Genomic DNA, 21552 nt, shown 5'->3' with positions numbered 1-21552 from the left:
ACTCCTGGGGAAGCACCGTGACATCTCTGACCCGGCTGCCGCTGTCCGCGGCGCAGACCGGCATCTGGCTCGCGCACCATCTGGACCCGACCGGCCGCGCGTACAACATCTCCGAGTACGTGGAGATCAACGGCCCCGTGCGGCCCGGTCTCTTCGGCGAGGCCTGGCGGCACACGATCGCCGAGGTGGAGGCGCTGCGGGTGCACGCGATCGCCGAGGACGACGACGGCTCGCTGTGGCAGTTGCTGCACACCGCCCCCGAGCGGGACCTGAAGCACGTGGACGTGTCCACGGCCGTCGATCCGCACACCGCGGCGATGGAGTGGATCCACCGCGACCTCGGTACGGCCGTCGACCTCACCCGGGGCGGCCTGTGCACCTTCGCGCTGCTGCGCCTCGCCGACGACCGCTTCTACTACTACCAGCGCGCCCACCACGTGCTGATCGACGGCTACGGAGGCTCCCTGATCTCCCGCAAGGTGGCCCGGAGATACACGGAGCTGGTCACCGGAGAGGTGCCCGACGACGGCGTCGAACCGTCCGCCTCCCTCACCGAACTCCTCGACGAGCAGGCCGCGTACCGGTCCGGCGAGAGCTTCACCGCCGACCGCGCCTTCTGGCAGCAGGAGCTCACCGGCCTGCCGGCCCCGGCCCGGCTGCACGACCGGATCGCCTGCCCCGCGCCCGGCCCCGCCGACCCCGGCGCCGCGCACATCCGGCGCGGCACGCACCGTCCGCAGGAGTTCGCCGACCGGCTCGCCACCGCGGCCCGCGCCGTCCGCACCCGCTGGCCGGTCCTGGTCATCGCCGCGGCAGCGGCCTTCGTGCACCGCAGCACCGGTGCCCGCGAGGTGGTGCTCGGACTGCCCGTCGCGTGCCGTGACTCCCCCGTCCTGCGCAGCACCCCGGGTCTCGCCTCCAACGTGGTGCCGCTGCGCGTCCCGGTCGGTCCCGAGGACACCTTCGCGGACCTCGTGCCGAAGGTCACCGCACGGACCCGCCAGGTACTCAGGCATCAGCGCTACCGCTACGAGGACATGCGCCGCGACCTGGGCCTGACCGACGGCGACGCGGGGCTCACCGGCCCGGTGGTCAACATCATGGCGTTCCCGTACCGGCTCGACTTCGCGGGCCTGCCCGCCACCGCGCACAACCTGGCGCTCGGCCCCGTCGACGATCTCTCCATAGCCGTCTACGACCGCGGCGACGGCAGCGGTCTGCGCTTCGACTTCGACGGCAACCCCGAGCGGTACGCGGCGGACGGCCTCGACGGCTGCCAGGAGCGGTTCCTGCGTTTCCTGGAGGAGATCACCGAGCGCCCCGACACCCCCCTCGGCCGGATCGACCTGCTCGGCGACGAGGAGACGCGCCGGGTGACCGCCGACTGGAACGCCACCGCGGGCCCCGTACGGGACGGCTCCCTCGCCCGGCTCTTCGAGGAGCAGGCGGCCCGCACCCCGGACGCGATCGCCGTGGTCGCGGACGGCACCGAGCTGAGCTACGCCGAGCTCGACTCCCGCGCCGACTCCGTCGCCCACCGGCTCATCGAGCACGGCGTCGGCGCCGAGACCCCCGTCGCCGTGGACCTTGAGCGCTCCGCCGCGGTGGTCGTCGCCACGCTCGCCGTGCTCAAGGCCGGCGGCGCCTACGTGCCCCTGCACTCGGGCTACCCGGCCGAGCGCATGGCCTGGGTGCTGGCCGACACCGGCGCCCCCGTGCTGATCTCCGACCGTCCGGACGCCGAACTGCCCTTCGCCGAGGACCGTGTGGTGCTGCGTGTGTCCGAGGGCGGGGGTGCTGGTCTGCGTGTGTCCGCGGACGAGGGTGCCGGTCTGCGTGTGCCCGAGCGCGGAGGCGCCGGTCTGCGTGTGTCCGAGCGCGGAGGCGCCGAGACCGGCCCCGGCCGCAGCGCGTCGCCCCGGCAGCTCGCGTACATCATGTACACCTCGGGCTCGACCGGCGTCCCCAAGGGCGTCGCCGTCGAGCAGCGCGACGTGGTGGCCTTCGCCGCCGACGCCCGCTGGCGCGGCGGCGCCCACGACCGCGTCCTCATGCACTCCCCGCACGCCTTCGACGCCTCCACCTACGAGCTGTGGGTGCCGCTCCTGTCCGGCGGCACGGTCGTCGTCGCACCGGCCGCCGGCCTCGACGCCGCACACCTGCGTGAACTGTGCGCCCGGCACCGGGTCACCAGCGCGTTCCTGACCACCGCGCTCTTCAACCTGATCGCCACGGAGGACCCGGGGGCGTTCGCGGGCCTGCGCGCGGTCATCACCGGGGGCGAGGCGGCGGCACCCGCCTCCCTGCGCCGGGTCCGCGAGGCCTGCCCCGACCTCGACCTGGCCAACGGCTACGGGCCGACGGAGACGACGACGTTCGCGACCTGCCACTCCATGGACCGCGTCGACGAACTCCCCCCGATCGGCGCCCCGATGCAGAACATGCAGGCCTACGTCCTCGACAGCGCCCTGCGCCCGGTGCCGGTCGGCGTGGCGGGGGAGCTGTACCTCGCCGGTGCCGGACTCGCCCGCGGTTACGTGGGCCATCCGACGCTGACCGCGGAGCGGTTCGTGGCCTGCCCGTTCGGTGCGCCGGGCCGTCGGATGTACCGGACGGGCGACGTGGTGCGCTGGCGTCAGGACGGGGTGCTCGAATACCTCGGCCGCAGCGACGACCAGGTCAAGATCCGTGGGTTCAGGATCGAACTCGGCGAGATCGAGACGGCTTTGGGCGCGGTCCCCGGGGTGGACCAGGCCGCCGTCGTGGTCCGCGCGGACGGGCCCGGAGCACAACAGCTCGTCGGGTACGCCGTGGGCGCCGGACTCGACCCGCACAGCGTCCGCGAGACGCTGGCGGCGACCCTGCCGGAGTTCATGGTGCCGCAGGCCGTGGTGATCCTCGACGCCCTGCCGCGTACCGCGAACGACAAGGTCGACCGGGCCGCGCTGCCCGCGCCGGCGCTCACCGCGACCGGCGGTACGGGGCGCGCCCCGGCCACCCCCGCCGAGAAGGCCTTCACCGCCGCGTTCGCCGAGGTGCTCGACGCTCCCCGGGTCACCGTCGACGACGGCTTCTTCGACCTCGGCGGCGACAGCATCCTCGCCCTGCGCGTGGTCACGCTCGCCCGTGAGGCGGGCTTCGGGATCAGTGCCCGTGACGTCTTCCGGCTGCGCACCCCCGAGGCCCTGGCCGCCGCCGCGCGGCCGGTCGACGATGCCGCCGCCGCCTTCGACGACGGGGCCCCGCTCATGGACCTCGACGACGACGAACTCGCCCTGCTCACCGCGGGCCTGACCGCCGAGGCCGGTGAGACGCGATGAGCGCACTGCCCCCCGGTATCGCCGACCTGCTCCCGCTCACACCGCTGCAGGAGGGCTTTCTGCTGCACGCGGCACAGGACGGTCCGGGTGCCGTCGACGTCTACGCCACCCAGATCCGCGTGGACCTCGACGGCCCCCTCGACCCGTCCCGGCTGCACCGGGCGGCCCGCGCTCTGGTGGCCCGGCACAGCGCCCTGCGCGCCTCGTTCCGCCACCACGGACTCAAGCGGCCCGTGCAGGTGGTGCACCAGGACGTACAACTGCCGTGGGTCGAGCACGACATGACGGGACTGCCGGAGAGCGAGCGCGCGGAGGCCGCGCTGCGCCACGCGGCCGACGAGCGCCGCCGTGGGTTCGACCTCACCGCCCCGCCGCTGCTGCGGTTCGCCGTGCTGCGGCTCGCCGAGGACCGTCACCGTCTCGTCGTCACCGTGCACCACATCCTGTGGGACGGCTGGTCGGTGCCGGTGGTGCTCGCCGAGCTGTTCCGGCTGTACGCCTCCGGCGACGGCGCGGGACTTCCGCCCGCCCCGCCGTTCCGTTCCTTCCTCGCCTGGCACCGGGCCCAGGACCGGCCGTCCGCCGAGCGGGCCTGGGCGGCGGCCCTCGAAGGGCTCGAAGGGCCGACGCTGTACGCCCCGCAGGCGGCCGACCTGCCGGCGGTGCTCCAGCGCGAGGCGCGGGCCGAGGTGCCTGCCGCGGCCGTGTCCCGTCTCGCCGAGGCGGGCCGGACCCACGGTTTCACCCTCAACACCGCTGTCCAGTTCGGCTGGGGTCTGCTCCTGTCCCGCCTCACGGGCAGCGACGACGTGGTCTTCGGCGGCACGGTCTCCGGCCGTCCGCCGGAGCTGCCCGGCGTGGACCGCATGGTCGGCATGCTGCTCAACACCCTCCCGGTCCGGGTCCGCGTCGACGCCGCCGAGCCGGTCACCGACGCGCTCAGCCGTCTCCAGCGCGAACAGGCCGAACTCCTCGACCACCAGCACCTCGCCCTGACGGCCGTGCAGAAGCAGGCGGGCCACGGCCCGCTCTTCGACACGACCACGGTCTTCCAGAACTTTCCGGTCGACTACGCGGCGATCGCCGCCCCGCTCGCCGAGGCGGGTCTGACCCTGGTGGACGCGGCCGTCGCCGACTCCACCCACTACCCGCTCCGCCTCGCCGCCACCCTGGACGACGGCGCCCTCGACCTGCGTCTGGGCCACCGCCCCGACCTGGTCCCCGACGCCGAGGCCGGGCTGCTGCTCGACCGGCTCACCGGGCTGCTGACCCGCATCTCCGCACAACCCGACCAGCCCGTGGGCGAGTTGAGCCTGTTCACCCCCGGCGAGTACGCGACGGTCGTCGAACGCTGGAACGACACCGAGGGCCCCCAGGCCGCCGGAACGCTCATCTCCCGCTTCGAGGAACAGGCCGACCGCACCCCCGACGCCGTCGCCGTGGTCTTCGAAGGGAGCACGCTCAGCTACCGCGACCTCGACACCGCGGCGAACCGTCTCGCGCACCGGCTGCTCGCCGAGGGCGCGGGTCCCGACCGGCTCGTGGGGGTGGCCGTGCCGCGCTCCCTCGACCTGATCGTCGCGCTGTACGCGGTCCTGAAGACCGGCGCCGCCTATCTCCCCGTAGACCCCGACTACCCCCTCGGACGCATCGCCCAACTGCTGGAGGACGGGCGGCCGGTGTGCACGCTCACCACGGCGGGGACCGCCGGGCGCCTGCCAGCGGACGGCCGTCTGCTGCTGGTCGACGAGCCGGAGCCCGCCGCGTACCCGGCGCACCGGCCGGCCGCGACGGCGGGCCCCGCGGACACCGCGTACGTCATCTTCACCAGTGGCTCCACCGGCCGGCCCAAGGGCGTCGCCGTCCCGCACCGGGGCATCGTCAACCGCCTCGCCTGGATGCAGGACCGCTACCGGCTGGAGCCCGGCGAGCGGGTCCTGCAGAAGACGCCGGCCGGTTTCGACGTCTCCGTATGGGAGTTCTTCTGGCCCCTCCTGTACGGCGCGACGCTGGTCGTCGCCCGCCCGGAGGGGCATCGCGACCCCGCGTACCTCGCGGAGCTGATCCAGCGCGAGCGGGTCACCACCGTGCACTTCGTGCCCTCGATGCTGGGCGCCTTCCTCGGCGACCCGGCCGCCTCGGGCTGCGGTGGGCTGCGCCGGGTGGTGTGCAGCGGCGAGGCGCTCCCCGCGGAGCTCGAACGGCGGTTCTTCCAACTGCTGCCCGGTGTCGAACTGCACAACCTGTACGGGCCCACGGAAGCGTCCGTCGACGTCACGGCCTGGGAGTGCCGCCCCGCGGAACCGTCGCGGTCCGTGCCGATCGGCGCGCCGATCCGCAATGTGCGCACCTACGTCCTCGACCGCGCCCTGCGCCCGGTGCCGGTCGGTGTGGCGGGGGAGCTGTACCTGGCCGGGGTCCAGCTGGCCCGCGGCTACGTGGGCCGCCCGGCGCTGACCGCGGAGCGGTTCGTGGCCTGCCCGTTCGGTGCGCCGGGCGACCGTATGTACCGGACCGGCGACGTGGTGCGCTGGCGTGCGGACGGGGTGCTCGAATACCTCGGCCGCAGCGACCACCAGGTGAAGATCCGCGGACTGCGCATCGAGCTCGGCGAGGTCGAGACGGCGCTCGCGCAGGCCGCCGGTACCGCGCAGTGTGTGGTCGTGGTGCGCGAGGACCGGCCCGGCCACCAGCAGTTGACGGGGTACGCCGTCGGCACCGCGCACGATCCCGCGGCCATCCGCGAGGCCATGGGCGAGACGCTGCCCGACTACATGGTTCCGCAGGCGGTCGTGGTGCTCGACGCCCTGCCGCTGACGCCGAACGGCAAGGTGGACCGCGCGGCGCTGCCCGCGCCGCAGCAGCCGGCCGCTACGGGGCACCGCGCGGCCCGGACCGACACCGAGCGGGTGTTCGTCGCGGCCTTCGAGGAAGTCCTGGGACTCACCGGCGTCTCGGCCGAGGACGGCTTCTTCGACCGGGGAGGGGACAGCATCCTCGCCATGCGCGTGGTCTCCCTGGCCCGCGCACAGGGCCTGGAGATCACGGCACGCGAGGTCTTCCGGCTGCACACCCCCGCGGCGCTCGCCGCGGCCGCCCGCCCCGTGCTCGCCGTGCGGGCGGCCGAGCCGGCCACCGGCCCCGCGCCGCTGCCGCCGGTGGCCCACGACGTGCTCGCGCAAGGGGCGCGGGTCGACGGATTCCACCAGGCCGTACTCCTCGAACTGCCGTCCAGTACCACGGACTTGGAGCTCGTACGGGCTCTCGGTGCGGTGGTGGACCGGCACGATCTGCTGCGGGCGCGGCTCGTCCGCGACAGCGAGGCCGGTCCGGGCCCGGACGTCCGCTACGAGATCGGCGCCCCCGGCACCGTGGACCCGGCGCGCCTGTTCCGCGCCGAGAGCGCGTCGGCCTCCGTCACCGCCGTGGCCGAGGCCGCCCGCGACCGGCTCGACCCCTGGTCGGGCGAGACCCTGCAAGCCGTACGCATCGGCACCGACCGGCTGCTCGTCTGCGTGCACCACCTCGTGGTCGACGGTGTCTCCTGGCGCGCCCTGCTCCCCGACCTCGCCGCCGCCGTACGCGACCCGCAGTCGCTCGACCCGGTGCCCACGCCGTACCGTGCCTGGGCCCTCGACCTGCGGCGGCGGGCCGCCGACGGAGCCTGGCGGCACGAACTCGGCCACTGGACCGGGGTCCTCGGCGGTGAACCACCGCTCGGCGCGCGTCGCACGGACCCGGCCCGGGACCTCGCCGCCACCGCCAGGCACACCAGGACGACCGTGCCGCCGGACATCGCCGGAGCGCTGCTCGGCGAGGTGTCCGCCGCCTTCCACTGCCGTACGGACGAACTGCTGCTCACCGCACTGGCCAGGGCCGTCGCCGCCTGGCGGGTCCGGGGCGGGGCGGCGCACGACGTCCCCGTGCTCATCGACGTCGAGGGCCACGGCCGTGACGGAGACCTCGATCTGTCCCGTACCGTCGGCTGGTTCACCAGCGTCCACCCGGTCCGGGTCACCGGCCACGGCGGACCCGCGGCAAGCGCGGTCAAGCGGGTCAAGGAGGAACTGCGCGCACACGCCGGACCCGGCTTCGGAGCGCTGCGCCACTACGACCCCGAGGCGGCCGCGGTCCTCGCGGAACTGCCCGGACCGCAGATCCTCTTCAACTACCTGGGCCGGATCGGCGCCGAGGAGATCGCCCCCGGCTGGCGTGTCCTGAGCGGCGACGACCTGCCGTACGGACGTGACCCCGGGATGCCGTTGCGGCACTCCGTGGAACTGAACGTCCACAGCGACGGGCAGCGCCTGCACGCCCTGTGGACCACCGCGGCCGGAGTGCTCACCGACGCACAGGCCGCCGAGCTCATGGACCTGTGGCAGGCGGAGCTGGCCGCCCTCGCCGCCCTCGCCGACCGGCCGGGAGCGGGCGGCCGCAGCCCCTCGGACCTGCCGCTGCTCGACCTCGCGCAGGAGGAGATCGAACGGATCGAGGAGGCCGCCCCCGGCCTCACCGAGATCCTCCCCGTCACCGCGCTCCAGGAGGGCTTCCTCTTCTACGCGGAGCAGGCACAGAACGGCGGGGTCGACGTCTACACCAACCAGGTGCGCCTCGACCTGGCGGGCCCGGTGGACAGCGCCGCCCTGCTCGCCGCCGGCGGGCAACTGGTGGCCCGGCACACCGCGCTGCGCTCGTCCTTCCACACCACGCGGCGCGGCACGGCCGTACAGACGGTCCACGGCGAAGCGGCCCTGCCCTGGGCGGAGATCGACCTGTCCGGACGTCCGGCCGACGACCAGGTGGCCGAGGCGGCCCTCATCGCCGAGGGCGACCGGGTGCGCCCCTTCGACATGGCCAGGCCGCCGCTGCTGCGGCTCACGCTGATCCGCTTCGGGCCGCACCGCCACCGTCTCGTGCTGACCGGCCACCACATCATCTGGGACGGCTGGTCCACGCCCGTCCTGGTCGGCGAACTGCTGCGGCTGTGGGCCGACGGCCCCGCGGCCGCGCTGCCCCGGCCGGTGCCGCACCGCGACCACCTGCGGTGGCTGTCCGGGCAGGACGAGGCCGCCGCGGAGCGGGCCTGGGCCGCCTATCTCGCGGGCGGCGCCGAGCCGTTGCTCGTCGCGCCGGAGTCCGAGCACCGCGCGGCCGTGCTGCAGCACACGCTGGAGGACGAGCTGCCGGCGGCGGTGACCGCGGAACTCACCGAACGGCTGCGGCCGCACGGCGTCACGCTCAACACAGCCCTGGAACTCGCCTGGGGTCTGGTACTCGCCCGGGCCACCGGCCGTGACGACGTCCTGTTCGGCACCACGGTCTCCGGCAGGCCGCCCGAACTGGCGGGCTCCGAGCGGATGGTGGGGCTCTTCGTGAACACCGTTCCGGTACGGATCAGGGTTCCGGCCGAGGAGAGCCTCCTCGACGCGCTCGTCCGCGCCCAGGGCGAACGCGCGGACCTCCTCGACCACCTGCACCTGGGGCTCGGCAGGATTCAGCGTCCGACCGGCCGTCCGAGGCTGTTCGACACCACGACCATGCTCGTCAACTATCCCTTCGACGCCGCGTCCCTGAACCCCGCAGGGGCCCGGGCCGAGGTCACCGGATTCGGACTCGACGACGCCACCCACTACCCGCTGCGTCTGGTGGCCGTACCCCGCGAGGACGGCGGGCTTTCGGTGCGCCTGGGGCACCGGCCGGACGTGGTGCCGCGCGAGGAGGCCGCCCGGTATCTCGAACGGACCCTGCGTGCCCTTGCCGAACTCGCCCGGGACCCTGCCCGGCCGGCCGGGCAGGTGGACCTGCTGAACGAGGAGGAGAGGGCCATGCTGCTGTCTCAATGGGGAGGTTACTGACCGGAACAAACAGCTCCGATCTCACCGAGAGTGGCGGACTGTCCGTCATCTTCCCGGATCTCCCCTGTTACCGCTGCGTAGCGTAAGTTCGCATGATCGACATTTGTCATGCCTGCACAACGGGCACAGAATGATCACCGGACGGCGCATCTGGGGGAGGGAGCGCGGAATGCCACCACGCCTGACGTTTCAGCTGCTCGGCGCATTTCAAGTGTCCGCCGACGGCCGGCAACTGCTCATCCGCAGTGCCCGTCAGCGCACGGTGCTCGTGATGCTTCTGCTCACCCCCGGCCGGGTGGTCTCCGTCGACGCACTGGCGGAGACCGTCTGGGACGGTTCCCCGCCGCCGACCGCGCGCAACCAGATCGCCATCTGCATCGCGGCGCTCAGGAAGATACTGCGCGAGGGAGCGGGCGTGGACGGTCTGATCGAGACCGCCCCGCCCGGCTATGTGCTGCGCCCCGGACACCACCGCATCGACCTCCAGGACATGGAGGAGCTGGTCGGCCGCGCACGGCAGGCCGCGGAGTACGGCGAACACGCCGCCGCCGCGGACCGCTTCGAGCAGGCACTGTCGCTGTGGCGCGGCCCCGTGCTCGACGGCATGACGGGGGAGGGGGTCGACGGCGCCGTCACCCGGCTCACCGCGCTGCGCCTCGACCTGGCCGAGGAGTTCGCGGCGCTGCAACTGCACCTCGAGGGCTATCGCAGAGTGATCGCCGACCTCGGGCCCCTCGTGGCCGAGCACCCGCTCCGCGAGGAGGCACGGGCCCTGCTCATGCGGGCCTACCACCTCTCGGGGCGGCGGGCCGACGCCCTGGAGTGCTACCGCGAGGGACGCCGGACCCTGATCGACGAACTCGGGATCGAGCCGGGCGCGAAGCTGCAGGCACTGCACAGCGAGGTGCTGGCCGGTTCCCCGGCGCAGGCGCGGACACCGCCCGCCGAACAGCGCACCCGAGTCGCGCGTCAACTGCCCCGTCCCACGGAGCTGTTCGTCGGACGGCTACCGGAGCTGAGACAGCTCGACGGTCTGCTCGACCCCTCGGGGCCGCCCCTCGCCGTGCTCAGCGGCATCGCGGGCGTCGGCAAGAGCGCACTCGCCGTGCACTGGTCCGTCAAGGCGGCGGAGCACTTCCCCGACGGGCAGCTCTTCATCGACCTCGCCGGCTTCCGCGAGCGCGGTGCGCCGGTGACCCCGCTCGCCGCGCTCGACCACGCGCTGCGCGGCCTCGGCATGCCCGGTGCCGCGATCCCCGCCGAACTGCATGAGCGGGCCGCGCTGCTGCGCAGCACACTCGACGGCCGCCGCGTCCTGATGGTCCTCGACAATGTCGCCTCGCCCGAGCAGGTCCGCCCGCTGTTGCCCGGCTCGGGCTCCAGCCGGGTGCTGATCACCAGCCGCGATCCGCTGTCCGCGCTGGTCGGCGAGTATGGTGCGCGCCGCATCGAGCTCAGGCGGATGACCGATGCGGAGGCCCACGACCTCCTGGTCGCCGTGATCGGCTCCGAACGTGTCGAGGCCGAACCGGAGGCGGCCCGCCGGCTTGCCGACCTCAGCGACCGGCTGCCGCTCGCGCTGCGTATCGTCGCCACCCGGCTGACCTCCGACTGGCAGGGGACGCTGTGCCAGTTCGCCAGCCGGATGGAGGACCGGCGCAGCCGCCTTGACCTGCTCAGCCCCGACGAGGGCGGGTTCCGCTCCGGCGTCTGGCTCAGCTACCGAGAGCTGTCGGTCAAGGCCGCCAGGCTCTACCGGCTCCTCGGCCAGCTCACCGTGCCCGACTTCCCGGCATGGGTCGCCGCCGCAGCCCTCGGCGTGGAGCTGAGGGAGGCCGAGGACCTGCTGCGGCAGCTTGTCGGCGCGCAACTTCTGGAGTTCGGCCCGGCACCGGAACACACCGAGAGCCGCTTCCGCTTCCAGGAGCTGCTGCGCCTGTACGCCTGGGAGCGCTCACAGGTCGAGGACCCGGAGCCGGTGCGCAGGGCGAGCCTGGGGCGGGTGCTTTCGGCGATGCTCGGGCTCGCGGACGAGGCGCATCGGCAGTTGTACGGTCCGGACGAGGTACTCCCCGACGGCCTCGACCGCACCGTCTGCCTGCCCGCGGACCTGGCCACCGAGCTGCTCATCGAGCCCATCGACTGGATGGAGTCCGAGCGCGGGCCCCTGTCCGCGCTGATCGGGCAAGCGGTCCAGAGCGGATTCGCCGAGTACGCCTGGGCATTGACGAGTCGTGCGGTGCCGCTCTTCGAGACCCGGAACTACTTCACTGATTGGCGGCGAAACGCCGAGCACGCCCTTGAGGCCGCACGGTCGGCGGGTGACTCGCGCGGGGCCGGAATCATGCTCAGCAGCCTTGGCACCATCAATATGTATCAGCGCAACTACGGCGAAGCGCAGCACCAGTTCGGTGAAGCCGTGGCCATTCTCGACGAGCTCGGCATCGTGAAGGGGCAGGCCATGGCCCGCCGCAATCTCGCCCTCTGTGCTCGATTCACCGGAGACATGGCAGCCGCGGCACGTTACTGCATCGATTCCCTGGAACTGTTCCGGAGGGCCGACGACGCCGTGGGATTGTCACACGCCCTTGGACTGCTCTCGCAGATCGAACTTGATTCAGGAGCCCCTGAGCGGGCGATCGAGCTCAGCCAGGAGGCCATCGAGGCCAGCTACCAGGCAGGGTCCGTCCGCAGCCGAACGCAGAACTTCCACCGACTCGCCGAAGCTCTCGTCGGAGCGGGGCGGTTGGACGAGGCGGAGCAGGTCTGCCGGGACGTGATCAGCCTCAGCCGGGGGCAAGGCGACAAAGTAGGGGAGACCTACGGTCTGTGCACCCTGGGTGAGGCCCATTGGCGGCGGGGCAGGATCAACCAGGCGCGCGCGGTTCTCGCCAGGGCTCAGCGGGCCGCCGACGAGATCGAGGACCGTTTCCTTCGCGCTCGCGTCGACACCAGCCTGGCCTGTGTCGAGGCGCTGTCCGGCGGGGACTCCGCGGTGCGCCGGCTGGACGGGGCCGTGGAGCAGTTCGAAGCCCTCGACGCCGTTGTCTGGGAGCGTCGTACCAAGCGCTTGCGGGAGGCACTCGTCCGCTGCGGAAACGGTTCCGCAGTGGACGAGAAACTGCTGGCCCACGCGCTGAACGGGCCGTGAGGCCCTGAGCCGGGTGGGGGGAACCGGACGACCCGAACCACCGGACCCCACACCCGAAGATCAAGGAATCAGGACCAGGGGACCTCGGTGTCGACCGTGCCCCCTATCGCACCGCCGATCCGGTCGAGGATGTCGAGCGCAAAGCCCACCGGCTTGTCGGCGGCGACTGCGGTGCCCATTACCTGCCGACCAGGCTCTTCCGCGTGGGCGGCACCGGCCAGAAGCAGAACGTTCAGGGCGGCTGCGGTCAGAGCGGCTGCGGCGATGCGGGTCTTTCGCACGGTTCAATTCCTCCGTTAAGGGCACTGCGGGATGTCGTGACTTAAACATTAGAGGCGGGCGTTGTCGTCTCGATTTCTTCTCGCTTTCGCCCTCTGGCGGCGACCGAGGCCGAGGCGAAATCGGCCCGAAAACGCCACTCCGTATCGTCCATGACGACCCTCGGCCGCAATCTGCGGCTGCGTCACCCCGACCAATTGCGCGCGGATCCGTGCGCCGGAAACGGACGATCGCTGTGATTGCTTCGACGACCACACCCGACATTGCGGCAGGCAGGCCCGTGCACCTCCGCGCTCCCTCGCGCGAGGTGCCGGCCGTGCAGTTCAGCCTGCTCGGCCCGGTCTCGGCACAACGGCACGGAGTACGGCTGCCGTTGTCGGGGACGAAGATCCACACGGTGCTCGCCGTCCTGCTGCTGGCCGACGGGCGCACCGTCTCCGACGAGCGCCTCAGCGACATGCTCTGGGGCGATGCCCCGCCCGCCACGCACAGCGCGCAGATCTATACGTACGTCTCCCGGCTGCGCAAGCACTTCGGCGGCTCCGTGCAGATCCTGCGGCAGGGACCCGGCTATGTGCTGCGGACCGAGTCCGGGCAGATCGACCTGCTGACCTTCGAGCGGTTGCGGCGCAGGGGACAGCAGGCCCTTGAGGAGGGCCGCTACCCGCAGGCCGCCCAACTCCTCGCGGACGCGCTCGCCTGCTTCACCGGCGACCCGCTGGACAACACCACCGAGCACCTGCTCCAGGCGGAGCGCCCCCGGCTGGAATCCCTGCGCACGGAGGTGCTGGAGCAGCGCATCGAGGCGGACCTCGCCTGCGGCCGGCACCGCGGTCTGATCGCCGAACTGACCGCGCTGGTCGCCCGGTTCCCGATGGCGGAGCCGTGGCGGGCCTACCTCATCACCGCGCTCTACCGGTCCTCGCGTCAGGCCGAGGCCGTGCGGGTGTACGAGGAGGGCCGGCGCGTTCTCGACGAGCAGCTCGGTGTGGTCCCCGGGCCGCAACTGAGCGAGGCGTACCTGGCGATGCTGCGCGGCGAGCCCGTGCCGGTGGACGATCCCTCGCCGGCACCGCTGCCGCCCCGCGTCGCCTCCTTCACCGGCCGCTCCGCCCAACTGTCCCGGTTGCGCCTGCTGTTGCGTACGCCAGGACGCGGGCGACGCACCGTGCAGATCACCGGGATGACGGGCAGTGGCAAGTCGGCGCTCGCCGCCGAGGTGGCGCACGAGCTCGCCGGTGACTTTCCCGACGGCGTGCTGCACGCCACCCTGCAGGACGGCCGGGGAGCCCCTCGGCCGCTGAAGGAGGTCGTCTCCGAACTCCTTCTCGACCTGGGCGACCGGAGCGCCTCGGACTCCACGGACCTCACCGATCTCGTCCGGCGCTACCGGGCGCGTACCGCACGTGGCCGACTGCTCGTCGTCCTCGACGGCGCGGGCTCGGACCACGGAATCGGTCCGCTGCTGCCGGCCGACCCCGCGGCCGCCGCCCTGATCACCGGCCGGAGCCGGCTCGACTCGGTGCCGGCCGTGCACACCGTGGTGCTGGGACCGTTGTCGGACGAGGAAGGACTCACGTTGCTGTCCGCGCTCGTCGGCCCGGCCCGGGTGGCGGCGGAGCCCGCCGCGGCCCGCGACGTGGTGCGCTACTGCGCGGGGCTCCCGCCGGCGCTGCGCGGTGCCGCCGCACGGCTCCTCGCCCACCCTCACTGGTCCATGGCCCGGATGTCGGCGCTCCTGCGCGAGCCGGCCGGCCGCCTGCGGGCACTCTCGTACGGCGATGTCGACCTGCCGCGCGTACTGGGGCAGCCGCTGAACCAGCTGTGCCCGTCCACCAGAACCGCACTGCCGTGGCTGGCCCGGCTCGGCCTCGGCCCGTTCACGGCGCGGCTGCTCGCGGACTCCACGGGGCTCGCCGAGACCCAGGCCCAGCGCACCCTCGACGAACTCGCCGACGCGGCCCTGCTCGACGTCGAGCCCTCGGTGGACGGCGGCGTCCGCCGATACCGGTTCCATCCGCTGGTGCTGCTCCTTGCGGAATCCCTTCCGCGCGACCGCTGAAGGCCCAGCTTGGTGAAGACCGTGCCGCCGGCCTGGCGCGAGGCGGTGCACGCCGCTCTCTGCAGTGAAACGCTTTCCCCTTTTCCCGAGAAGGGAACCACCCTTAGCTTTGGGGCTTGTTAGTACAACAAGGGGGACATGTGATGTACAGCATCGTCGTGGTGCCGCCCGAGTACGGCGGGCCCGGGGAACAGATCCGCCTCGCGCCCGGGGAGCAGCTCGACTTCGGCCGGAGCACGGTGGCGCCAGGCCCTCACCTCACCATCGCGCACGAGGGGGTGTCCCGGGCCGCCGGCCGGATATCCGCACACGACACCTTCTGGATACTGAGCAACCTCAGCCGCTCCCAGACCTATGTCGTGGAGAACCCGGAGGGTGCGGGCGAGCACATCAAGGTCGCACCGGGCCGCCTCAACGCCCCGATCCCCTTCGAGTTCGCCCGGGTCGTACTGCCCGCCGGCGGCGAGCTGCTCAGCTTCGACGTGTGGGCGCCACGCCACGACTACCTCGACACCCGGGCGACGGACCAGGAGTCCCCCGGCGGCGCGAGCACCGCCCCGGCCTTCGTCCTGGACCGTTCCAAGCGCTACTTCGCCGTGCTGGTCGCGCTGTGCGAGCCTCGGCTGTGCGGTGCGCCGCACGCGCAACTGCCCACTGTCGAGCAGCTGGTCGAGCGGCTGCGACCGATCTGGCCCACCGCCAACCGCGCCGCCGTGCAGTGGAACATCGACTACCTGGCGGTGAAGCTGCGCCTCAAGCCCGCCCCGGACACGACGGAGTCCGGTCCCCGGCTCAACGGCAAGAAGGAGTCGCTCGCCTCGCTCGCGCTCCGCTTCGACCTTGTCCGGGAGGACGATCTCGTCCTGCTCACCAGCCCCCGCGAGGCGGTGCGGTGAGCCCGTTCCGTACGAGCCCGGAACATCCGTACTCCGTACACGTCCCCAAGGGCTATCGCGTCGGAAGCTGGGAGGTCCGCGAGCCCATGGCGGCCGGGGCCTTCGGCAGCGTGTACGCGGGTCGACGCGTCGGCCCGTCCGGGGAGTCCCCGTCCGTGTCCGCGCTGAAGTTCCTGCCCACCGGCACCAGCACCCCACGCCAGCTGCGCTATCTGCGGGAACTCGCCGAGCGTGAGGTGGAGTTGCTGAGCCGGCTGCAGGCACCACGCCTCATCCGGTTGTACGAGACGCTGACGGTGGACGACCCCGGGCATCCGGAGCTCGACGGCGCCACCGTCCTCGTACTGGAGAAGGCCGAGGAGTCCTTGGACGCCCTGCTCGCCCGGACGCCGAGACCGAGCGGCGGGCCCGAGCTGCTGGCCCAGATCTGCGCCGGCCTGTACCAGCTGCACCACGCGGGCTGGGTGCACGGCGACCTCAAGCCATCCAACGTCCTGCTCATGAAGGACGGTTCGGTGCGTCTGGCCGACTTCAACATGGCCGCTGAGATGGAGGGCACGCACGCGTACACCCCCGCCTTCTCCACGCCCGACTACACCCCGCCCGAGCTGCTCTGGTCCGAGATCGGTGAACGCGGCCGCCAGATCCGCCCGGCGGCGGACGTCTGGGCCTTCGGCGTACTCGCCCATGTCGTGCTCACCGGCTCCCAGCCGCTGCCGGGCGCCACCCCGTCCGCCCGCCGGGACGCCGCGGTGCGCTACGCGCAGGGCCATGACGAGTTGCGCCTCTCCCCCGAACTCCCCTCCCCCTGGCAGCAGATCATCGCGGACTGCCTGGCCCGCACGCACCGGGAGCGCGCCGTCCACGACGCGGCGTCACTGCTGCGCAGGGTGGAGTCGGCGGCGGGCACGGCCCGCTCGCCCCGGCCGCACCCGCTGCCTCGGCGGTGGCGCTGGGCCCCGATGGCGGCGGCCGGGCTCGCGGCGCTCGGCTTCGGGGTGAACAACGCCCTGGCGGGGGCGGGCGAGACCGCCGCGGGCGCCGTGGGCTACGACCGGTGCGACAAGGGCAGCGTCTGCTTCTTCACCGAGCGGGACGGCATGGGCGAGATGTGCGCGTGGGACGGCGACGACAACGACTGGACAGCAGGCGAGAACCATTGCGGTTGGGCCGCCCCGAAGAAGGCCCGGTCGGTCTTCAACAACGGCCACGGCACCGACGCGGGCGAGGAGTTCGTCGATGTCGCCTACTACGCGCAGAAGCGGCTCCGGGAGCCCCTGGGCTGCGTCGAGGTGGGCGCCAGGGAGAACTTCACCGCGCCGCTGCGGCCCCGGTCGCACATCTGGGAGAAGAAGTGCCGAGCCAGTGATGCGCCCCCTTCGGCGGCCCAACCCTCTGAGATACGAGTACGCGGTGACGGCCCTGCGGCGGGACGGTGAGCGGAGCACACCTTGGCCGGGCACGCCGCCCGGCCCTTCGAAAGGGGTCCGATGCCGCAGAGCAAGAGGGAAGTCCGGCGCCTTGGACATTGGCTGCGTACGGCGATGCTCGCCTGTGCGGCCGCGCTGTCGCTGGGAGCCGCCACGATGTCCGGCGCTTCGGCTTCCGGTTCCGCCTCCGCCGCCGGGGCTTCGGTCACGCAGGCGCCGCCCCCGGGCAAGCCGGCCTTCCAGATGCCGTTCTCCTGCCAGAGCCAGTGGCAGCTCAACACCTACGACGCCGGGCACAACCCCGCACTCGACATCGTGGTGAAGGGCAACACCGGATCCGACGGCCTGCCCGTACAGGCGTCCGCCGCGGGGACGGTCACCGCGACCTACTGGGACAACGGCTCGGGGAACACCATCCAGGTCAAGCACGCGGGCGGCTGGTTCACGGCGTACTACCACCTCAAGGACGCCCCCGACCGCTACGTCAAGAAGGGCGACAAGGTCCAGCCCTCGACGCGCATCGGCCGGATCGGCGCCTCCGGCGGCACGAGTTGGGCCCATCTCCACTACGAACAGCGGTACTTGGCGGTCGGCGACTTCACCGACGAAAGGCACCGCAAGCCGGTCCACTTCAACGGCGTCGAGTACACGGGCGTCGGCAAGCAGTGGCCGAGCGTGACCAGCGCCAACTGCGGCGGCTCCGCCGCCTGGAAGGACTGCCCGGCGGGCTCGGTGTGCTTCTACTCCGGCACTGACGGAACCGGCAGCGTGTGCCGGACCGACCGCGACGACCTCAGCAGCGCGTGCGGCCTGCGCAAGTCGTTCTTCAACAACGGCAATGTCCAGGAGGGCTACGACCACGTCCAGGTCACCTTCGCGGAGGGCGGCGGCGCCTGTCTGCACCGCGGCTGGGACGAGGGCCGGGGCAACTTCGCCTCCGGCGGCCGGACCATCGACTCCGTGCGGTGGCGGGGCGAATGCCCGGCCTGAGCGGGGGGTTCGCCGGCGCGTACCGCCACTCCTCTGATGTACGAGGTACCGGCACCCGGCCCTGTCGGCCATGGTGTGAACACGTCACCGGGAGCGGCGTGGCACACCGGAAGCGACATCACTGAACGTCGCCCACCACGCCCGGCCGCGCCTTCATGCGCCTCGATCGAGGCAGACCAAGGGGAACAAACATGCGCAAAATGGGTGTCACCATCGCCACACTCGCCCTGACGGCCGTCGGCCTGGGCGTCCCGGCCACTTCAGCCCACGCCGCCAGCGGTTACGACCGTTGTCCGAAGGGCGACGTCTGCTTCTTCACCGGCAGCGGCGGTAGCGGAAGCATGTGCAACTGGGACGGCAACGACAGCGACTGGCGGGGCGGTGCCATCACGTGCTCGTGGTCGGGCACCACGAAGGTCAAGTCGGTGTACAACAACGGCTACTCGGGGGGCTACGACGCCGTCAAGTACTACCGCTACGCCAACTACAACACCTACGAAGGCTGCGCGGTCAACGGCTTGAAGTACACCTACGCGACCCCGAAGACCCTCCGTTCCCACAAGTGGGCCACCAGCTGCTGATCGGGCAGGCTGTCGTGCCCCGGTGCCGCGCGAGGCGCGGACGGCGCCGGGGCACTGGGCTGCCCTCCGGGGGGCACGGCCGATCCCGACGACGAGACCGGCCGCGGTCCTGCCCCGATCGACGCGATCACCCTGTGCCTGAGCCGTTCCCCGCTTCCCGCAGCTTCGCCATGTCGACGAACTCGCTGTCGTCGTAGCCCGAGGCGACGAACGCGTCGACCGCCGGGGCGTGCGCGAGGCGGCCCTGTCGGTCCTGGACGACCTCGTACGGCGGCGCGAGGGAGAACGTGCGCCGCGATTCCTCACGGGCGGCCGCCCCCTCCCGCTCGAAGGCCGGCACCCACGTGTCCGCGCGGCGGCCGGCACGCGGTCGGGCGAGGAGCTCGGCCGCCGCCCGCCGCGAGTCGCTCGGGTCGCTGATCAGCAGCCGGTCGGTCACCGATCGCGGCGACCACGGCCTCCCAGGCGTGGGCCACCCGGCCCCGCTCGTCCCAAGCGCCTGCGTCCACCCTTTCGGACGCGCGGTTCCGCGCCGGCCTCGTTACCTTTCGCACAAGGGTCCCAGCAGTTCGGCATGAAGGTATCCGTGTTGTCGAGTCTGCCGTCGCAGCGCAGGCGGGGTGGCCCTGGAGACCTGCTTCGAGCGGCACCTCTCACCGCCGGCGCCGGATCTGCCGTGATCGCCGCAGACCACCCGGCACCGGGGACGGCGGTGGCAGTATGCGGGCACACAGCGAGAGAGGCCGGAGCGGGATGGGGCGCAGTGAGCGGGAGGCGGTTGCCGCGGGAGGGCGGCTGTACGCGGCGGCGCAGGCGGTGGCCGGTGACCACGGGCGGGCCGTCGAGGCGGTTCGGGCGGCGCTGAAGCCGATCTGCGACGCGGAGGCGGAACAGGCGCTGGACGCCATCCCGGTGACCCGGCTCAAGGAGGTCACCGAGGGCCGGCTGAGGCTGGGGGAGGTCGAGCGGAGCGGGCTGCGGTCGGTCCGGCAGGTGCTCGATGCCGGTCCCTACCGGTTGCGGCAGATTCCCGGCGTGGGGCAGCGGACCGCCGATCAGGTCGTCGCCGCGGCGCGTCAGATAGCCGATGCCGTACGGGAGACCCTCGCCGTCCACATCGACGTGGAGCGGCCGGAGCCCCGCACCACCGCACTCGTCATGGCCCTTCAGGTGCTGGTGGAAGCAGGCCCCGACGCGCGGCGGGCCGTCGACACGGCCGCGGCACTCTCCGAACGGCTCGGCCCCCTGCTGACCGAGGCCAGGCCCGCCGCCGGGCGGCTGCGGCCGCTGCTGATGAGGGGGGAGAGACGGGCTCGGGCCCGGGAGGCCGTGGCGGAGGTACGCCGGCTGACCGAGGAGGCGGCGGGCGCCGGTGTACCGGAGCTGCTCGCGCAGGCGTCGGTGGATCTGCTGCGCGGTACCTCGACCGAGGCCGCGGCCTGGGTCGACTTCGAGCTGCGTTCCGCCGAGTACTACAGCCTGCTCGCGGAGATCTCCGGCCGTGGCCCCGACACCGCCGCCGCCGAGGGCTTCCTGCCCGACGAAGTCGCCGGGCGGGTCCGTGACCAGCAGCTCGACGACACGCACCGGCGGGTGTCGCTGCGCGGCTACCAGGCCTTCGGGGCACGCTTCGCCCTGGCGCAACGGAAGGTGATCCTCGGCGACGAGATGGGGCTCGGGAAGACCATCCAGGCCATCGCCGTTCTGGCTCATCTCGCCGCCGAGGGGCACAGCCACTTCCTGGTCGTCTGCCCGGCCAGCGTCCTGATCAACTGGACACGCGAGATCGAGGCCCGCAGCAGGCTGCGCGTACTGCCGCTGCACGGCCCCGAGCGGCACGAGGCGTTCGCCGACTGGAAGGCCCGGGGCGGTGTGGGCGTGACGACCTTCGACGCCCTGCGCGGCTTCCCGGCCGGCGAAGGCGGCGAGCTGGGGATGCTGGTCGTGGACGAGGCGCACTACGTGAAGAATCCGAAGACACGGCGCGCCCGGGCCGTGACCGAATGGTCCGGGCACTGCGAACGCGTTCTCTTCATGACCGGTACGCCCATGGAGAACCGGGTCGCCGAGTTCCGCAGCCTTGTGCGGATGCTCCAGCCCGACCTGGCGGAGGCGGTGGGCGACCGGCACGGGGTGTCCGGATCCAAGGCGTTCCGGAAGGCCGTGGCCCCGGTCTATCTGCGCCGCAACCAGCAGGACGTCCTCACCGAACTGCCCGCGCTCCAGCACACGGACGAGTGGGAGGAGCTGAGCGCGTCGGACGAGGACGCCTACCACGAGGCCGTGCGCGCCGGGAATTTCATGGCGATGCGCAGGGCCGCGTACGCGCGCCCCGAGAAGTCGGCCAAGCTGAACCGGCTGCGCGAGATCGTCGAGGACGCCGCCGCGAACGGGCTGAAGGTGGTCGTGTTCTCCAACTTCCGAGATGTCCTGAAGGTGGTGACGGACATGCTGGACGGCGTACGGGGCAAGGGCGCCGGTCAGGTGTTCGGTCCGCTCTCGGGCAGCGTGCCGCCCGCGCGCCGTCAGCAGCTCGTGGACGAGTTCGCCGCCGTGGCCGGTCCCGCGGTGCTGGTGGCGCAGATCGAGGCGGCGGGGGTGGGGCTCAACATGCAGGCCGCGTCCGTCGTGATCATCTGCGAGCCCCAGATCAAGCCGACCGTCGAACACCAGGCGGTGGCGCGGGTGCACCGCATGGGGCAGGTGCGCTCGGTCCAGGTGCACCGGCTGCTCGCCACGCGGGGGGTGGACGAGCGGATGGTGGAGATGCTGAACAACAAGACCCGCCTGTTCGACGCGTACGCGCGCCGCAGCGAGGTCGCCGAGTCCACGCCGGACGCGGTCGACGTCTCGGACACGGCGATGGCCCGCCGGATCGTCGAGGAGGAGCAGGCGAGGCTGGGTGCGGCGGCCCGCAGGGAATCCGCGGGACAGCCGTAAGGGGCCGTCGGGCCGGCCGAGGAGTGGGGCGCCGAGGACGCCGACCGG

Annotated in this window: 11 protein-coding genes; 9 read left to right on the top strand and 2 right to left on the bottom strand. The window is 72.5% G+C overall.

Going from position 1 to position 21552, the window contains the following annotated elements:
* Positions 1-17: 17 nt before the first annotated feature.
* The 3 genes from ICC28_RS32480 (at position 18) to ICC28_RS32470 (ending at position 12326) form a co-directional block, all read left to right on the top strand.
* Entirely contained in the window at positions 18-3320 is a 3303-nt protein-coding gene (locus ICC28_RS32480; protein WP_188292365.1) for a non-ribosomal peptide synthetase, read from the top strand.
* The gene (locus ICC28_RS32475) at positions 3317-9175 is read left to right on the top strand and encodes a non-ribosomal peptide synthetase (RefSeq protein ID WP_188292364.1); all 5859 of its coding nucleotides are present in this window, start codon (positions 3317-3319) and stop codon (positions 9173-9175) included. The genes ICC28_RS32480 and ICC28_RS32475 overlap by 4 nt, the downstream gene beginning before the upstream one ends.
* Positions 9176-9344: 169 nt before the next feature.
* The gene (locus tag ICC28_RS32470; protein ID WP_188292363.1) at positions 9345-12326 is read left to right on the top strand and encodes an AfsR/SARP family transcriptional regulator; all 2982 of its coding nucleotides are present in this window, start codon (positions 9345-9347) and stop codon (positions 12324-12326) included.
* Positions 12327-12394: 68 nt separating this feature from the next.
* Here ICC28_RS32470 and ICC28_RS32465 read toward each other — a convergent pair whose 3' ends face one another.
* On the bottom strand, positions 12395-12607 hold the full coding sequence (locus ICC28_RS32465; RefSeq protein WP_188292362.1) for a hypothetical protein: 213 nt from the start codon (positions 12605-12607) through the stop codon (positions 12395-12397).
* Between the two features lie 314 nt (positions 12608-12921).
* On the opposite strand from ICC28_RS32465, the gene ICC28_RS32460 reads away from it, so the two are divergent.
* The 5 genes from ICC28_RS32460 (at position 12922) to ICC28_RS32440 (ending at position 18564) form a co-directional block, all read left to right on the top strand.
* A complete protein-coding gene (locus ICC28_RS32460; protein WP_188292361.1) occupies positions 12922-14667 on the top strand; it encodes a BTAD domain-containing putative transcriptional regulator in 1746 nt (581 codons plus the stop codon).
* A gap of 143 nt (positions 14668-14810) precedes the next feature.
* Entirely contained in the window at positions 14811-15563 is a 753-nt protein-coding gene (locus ICC28_RS32455; RefSeq protein ID WP_188292360.1) for an FHA domain-containing protein, read from the top strand.
* A gap of 86 nt (positions 15564-15649) precedes the next feature.
* A complete protein-coding gene (locus tag ICC28_RS32450; protein WP_188292380.1) occupies positions 15650-17002 on the top strand; it encodes a serine/threonine-protein kinase in 1353 nt (450 codons plus the stop codon).
* 51 nt (positions 17003-17053) lie between these two features.
* Complete coding sequence (locus ICC28_RS32445) at positions 17054-17983, top strand: peptidoglycan DD-metalloendopeptidase family protein (RefSeq protein WP_188292359.1); 930 nt, start codon at positions 17054-17056, stop codon at positions 17981-17983.
* 191 nt (positions 17984-18174) lie between these two features.
* The gene (locus ICC28_RS32440) at positions 18175-18564 is read left to right on the top strand and encodes a peptidase inhibitor family I36 protein (RefSeq protein WP_188292358.1); all 390 of its coding nucleotides are present in this window, start codon (positions 18175-18177) and stop codon (positions 18562-18564) included.
* A 127-nt stretch (positions 18565-18691) separates the two neighbouring features.
* Here the strand turns inward: ICC28_RS32440 and ICC28_RS32435 are convergent, their stop codons facing one another.
* Complete coding sequence (locus tag ICC28_RS32435; protein ID WP_188292357.1) at positions 18692-19003, bottom strand: DUF6247 family protein; 312 nt, start codon at positions 19001-19003, stop codon at positions 18692-18694.
* A gap of 314 nt (positions 19004-19317) precedes the next feature.
* Here ICC28_RS32435 and ICC28_RS32430 point away from each other — a divergent pair, with 314 nt between their 5' ends.
* Entirely contained in the window at positions 19318-21504 is a 2187-nt protein-coding gene (locus ICC28_RS32430) for a DEAD/DEAH box helicase (RefSeq protein ID WP_188292356.1), read from the top strand.
* Positions 21505-21552 lie beyond the last annotated feature (48 nt).

Source organism: Streptomyces sp. TRM68416, assembly GCF_014596915.1.
Taxonomy (GTDB): domain Bacteria; phylum Actinomycetota; class Actinomycetes; order Streptomycetales; family Streptomycetaceae; genus Streptomyces.
The sequence above is the reverse complement of the archived record's forward strand: the minus strand, read 5'-3'. Positions and strand labels throughout refer to the sequence as shown.

What these genes read in the sequence shown, in the direction of transcription:
- ICC28_RS32475 (WP_188292364.1), top strand. Translation starts at nt 3,317, where the DNA reads ATGAGCGCACTGCCCCCCGGTATCGCCGACCTGCTCCCGCTCACACCG.
- ICC28_RS32440 (WP_188292358.1), top strand. Translation starts at nt 18,175, where the DNA reads ATGCGCAAAATGGGTGTCACCATCGCCACACTCGCCCTGACGGCCGTC.
- ICC28_RS32450 (WP_188292380.1), top strand. Translation starts at nt 15,650, where the DNA reads ATGGCGGCCGGGGCCTTCGGCAGCGTGTACGCGGGTCGACGCGTCGGC.
- ICC28_RS32430 (WP_188292356.1), top strand. Translation starts at nt 19,318, where the DNA reads ATGGGGCGCAGTGAGCGGGAGGCGGTTGCCGCGGGAGGGCGGCTGTAC.
- ICC28_RS32455 (WP_188292360.1), top strand. Translation starts at nt 14,811, where the DNA reads ATGTACAGCATCGTCGTGGTGCCGCCCGAGTACGGCGGGCCCGGGGAA.
- ICC28_RS32470 (WP_188292363.1), top strand. Translation starts at nt 9,345, where the DNA reads ATGCCACCACGCCTGACGTTTCAGCTGCTCGGCGCATTTCAAGTGTCC.
- ICC28_RS32445 (WP_188292359.1), top strand. Translation starts at nt 17,054, where the DNA reads ATGCCGCAGAGCAAGAGGGAAGTCCGGCGCCTTGGACATTGGCTGCGT.